Source organism: Sphingomonas bacterium (genome assembly GCF_903644055.1).
Classification (GTDB): Bacteria; Pseudomonadota; Alphaproteobacteria; order Sphingomonadales; family Sphingomonadaceae; genus Sphingomonas_I.
In genome coordinates this window covers 1-3,223 of sequence record NZ_CAHJXD010000249.1, presented here as the reverse complement: position 1 = coordinate 3,223, position 3,223 = coordinate 1, and the positions used below count along the sequence as shown (strand labels likewise).

The window sequence follows — 3,223 nt, the reverse complement described above, 5'->3', positions numbered from 1 at the left end:
CTCCCACAGCGTATCCTGAATGGGAGGTCGGGTGGGGGTGCGGGCCGGTGCCGCCTGAAACTCGCTCTTCCGCGAGTTTCCAAACGGACTCTCAGGCGTCGCGAACGAGGCCGCCGCCTTCGACGATCCGGTAGAAGCAGCTCCGCTCGCCGGTGTGGCACGCCGGCCCCGCCGCATCGACGCGCATCCACACGGCATCCTGATCGCAATCGATCCGCAGCTCGATCACGCGCAGCACATGGCCCGAGCTTTCGCCCTTCTTCCACAGCCGCCCGCGCGAGCGCGACCAGAACCACGCCTTCCTGCTCTCGATCGTCCGCGCCAGCGCCTCGGCGTTCATGTGCGCGAGCATCAGCACTTCGCCCGTCGCGGCGTCGGTCGCCACCGCGGTGATCAGCCCGGCCGCATCCCAGCGCGGCGCGAGCACGGTCGTGGTTTCGATGCTGGCGTCCATGCGATCGTCCTCGGGCCTTGATGGAAATCTATTTGCGGCGGCAGGCGACAAGCCCGTCCGTCCCCCCTATAGCGCGCTTGCGCGGCGGCGGGACGAACAATGCTGACCACCAATCCCTTCGAAGACGAATATGGCGACAAGCTCCGCGAGGAATGCGGCGTGTTCGGCATATTCGATGCCGAATCCGCCGCCGCGATCGTCGCGCTCGGGCTGCATGCGCTCCAGCATCGCGGGCAGGAAGCGGCGGGAGTCACGAGCTGGGACGGCGCGGCCTTCCATTCGCACCGCGCGATGGGCCATGTCGCGGGCAATTTCGATCGCGACGAGATCATCCGCGCGTTGCCGGGCCGCGTCGCCTGCGGCCACGTCCGCTACTCGACCACCGGCGAGACCGCGCTGCGCAACGTCCAGCCTTTGTTCGCCGAGCTCGCCAGCGGCGGCTTCGCGGTCGCGCACAACGGCAATCTCTCCAACGCGGTCAAGCTCAGGCGCGATCTCGTGCGGCGCGGATCGATCTTCCAATCGACCAGCGATACCGAGACGATCATCCATCTGGTCGCGACCTCCAGCTACCGCACTTTGATCGATCGCTTCATCGATGCGCTCCGCCAGGTCGAGGGGGCCTATTCGCTGATCTGCCTGACGCCCGAGGGGATGATCGCCTGCCGCGATCCGCTCGGCATCCGGCCGCTGGTGATGGGCCGGCTCGGCGATTCGACGATCTTCGCGTCGGAGACGGTGGCGCTCGACGTGTGCGGGGCCGAATTCGTCCGTCACGTCGAGCCGGGCGAGCTTATCACCGTATCGGACGCGGGCATCCGCTCGGTGCGTCCGTTCGGCGAGGTCCGCGCGCGGCCCTGCGTGTTCGAGCATGTCTATTTCTCGCGCCCCGATTCGGTCGCCGACGGCCTCTCGGTCTATGGCGTGCGCAAGGCGATCGGCGCCGAGCTCGCGCGCGAGCGGCCGGTGGAGGTCGATCAGGTCATCCCCGTCCCCGATTCGGGCGTGCCCGCGGCGATCGGCTATGCGCAGGCAAGCGGCATCCCGTTCGAGCTCGGCATCATCCGCTCGCATTATGTCGGCCGCACCTTCATCCAGCCCGCCGACAATATCCGCCACCTCGGCGTCAAGCTGAAGCACAACGCCAATCGCGCGCTGATCGCGGGCAAGCGCATCGTGCTGATCGACGATTCGATCGTGCGCGGCACGACCAGCCTCAAGATCGTCCAGATGATGCGCGACGCCGGCGCCACCGAGGTGCACATGCGCATCGCCTCGCCGCCGACGCGGCACAGTTGCTTCTACGGCGTCGACACGCCCGAGCGCGCCAAACTGCTCGCCGCGCGGATGACGGTCGAGGAAATGGCCGCCTATATCAACGCCGACAGCCTCGCCTTCGTCTCGGTCGACGGCCTCTACCGCGCGCTCGGCGAGGCGGGCCGCGATCCGGCGCGCCCCAGCCATTGCGACGCCTGCTTCACCGGCGACTATCCGACCCCCCTGACCGACCACGACGACGTCGCGGTCCCCGACCAGTTCGCGCTGCTCGACGAGCGCGTGCTGGCCTGACGCCGCACGATTGGAGCCGTCCTGCTCAAAATGAACCGTCACCCCGGCTCAAGGCCGGGGTGACGAGAGCATAACGTCGACAGGAGACTTCAGCGCGTCACCCATCAAAAGCTGGGGTCTCCCGCACAGAAGCTCTCCCGCCGACATCCCGCTCCCACCCCTCACTTCGCCCTCCCGATCGCCCGCGCCAGCCACGCGGCGGCGGCCTCGGGGGTCGCCTTATCGGCATCGCGATCGACCTGGTAATTGGCCTCGCGCATCGTCTCGACCGGGATCGCGCCGATCAGCGGCGTCAGCGCGGCGCGCAATCTGGCATCGCGGGCATGCGCGGGCGCCAGCAGCAGCACCGCGTCATAATGCGGCATCGCCGCCTTGGGATCGGCCAGCACGACGAGACGGTCGGCGGCGATCCGCCCGTCGGAGGAGAAAGCCGAGATCACGTCGACCTGCCCGCTCTTGAGCGCGCGATACATGAAGGTCGGGCTGTAGGCGCGCGCGTCGCGGAACCGCAGCCCGTAGGCGTCGCGCACCGCCGCCCATTCGGGCCGGTCGAGAAATTCGAGGTCGGCGCCCAGCGCGAGGCGCGGCGCCTCGGGCGCGAGCGCCGCCAGCGAGGCGATCCCGCTGCCCGGCCGCATCGCCAGCGCATAGGCATTCTCGAAGCCGAGGCCGCCGAGCAGCGCGGTCTTCGGCCCCGCCGCCATCCAGCGCGCGAGGCCCTCGAGCATCGCACCACGCGACGGCGTATCCTTGCGGCCCATCGCGCCCGTCCACAAGGTCCCCGAATAATCGACATAGACGTCGACGTCGCCCGCCGACAGCGCCTGGAACGCCACCGCCGATCCCAGCCCCTCGCGGTAGCGCACCGCATAGCCCGCGCGCTCCAGCCGCGCGCCGATCAGCCGCGCGAGGATGAACTGCTCGGAGAAATTCTTGGCGCCGACGGTGATCGTCCGCCGTTCGCCCGCCGCGCCGCCGCCGAACGGCAGCAGCGCCGCCGCCAGCGCCAGCGCGATCGGCAGCAGCCCCGCCCAGATCATCCATGCCCGCCGCCGGCCGAGCCCGCGCTCGACCAATGCGAGCAGCCCGTCCGTCGCCAGCGCCAGCCCCGCCGCGCCGAAGCATCCGGCGAGCACCAGCGTCCAATTCTCGGTCTGGAGGCCCGAGAAGATCGGATTGCCGAGGCTGGCATAGCCGACC

General features: G+C 69.3%; 3 protein-coding genes. 1 reads left to right on the top strand and 2 read right to left on the bottom strand.

The window, feature by feature from the left end:
• Positions 1–91: 91 nt before the first annotated feature.
• Positions 92–454, bottom strand: coding sequence for a phosphoribosyl-AMP cyclohydrolase (gene hisI / locus HUU94_RS10915; RefSeq protein WP_174275106.1), 363 nt, complete (start codon positions 452–454; stop codon positions 92–94).
• A gap of 99 nt (positions 455–553) precedes the next feature.
• Here hisI and purF point away from each other — a divergent pair, with 99 nt between their 5' ends.
• On the top strand, positions 554–2,023 hold the full coding sequence (purF, locus tag HUU94_RS10910) for an amidophosphoribosyltransferase (protein WP_174275105.1): 1,470 nt from the start codon (positions 554–556) through the stop codon (positions 2,021–2,023).
• Between the two features lie 161 nt (positions 2,024–2,184).
• Here purF and HUU94_RS10905 read toward each other — a convergent pair.
• Positions 2,185–3,223, bottom strand: a 1,039-nt coding sequence (locus HUU94_RS10905) for a glycine betaine ABC transporter substrate-binding protein (protein WP_174275104.1), incomplete at its 5' end; no start/stop codon positions are given.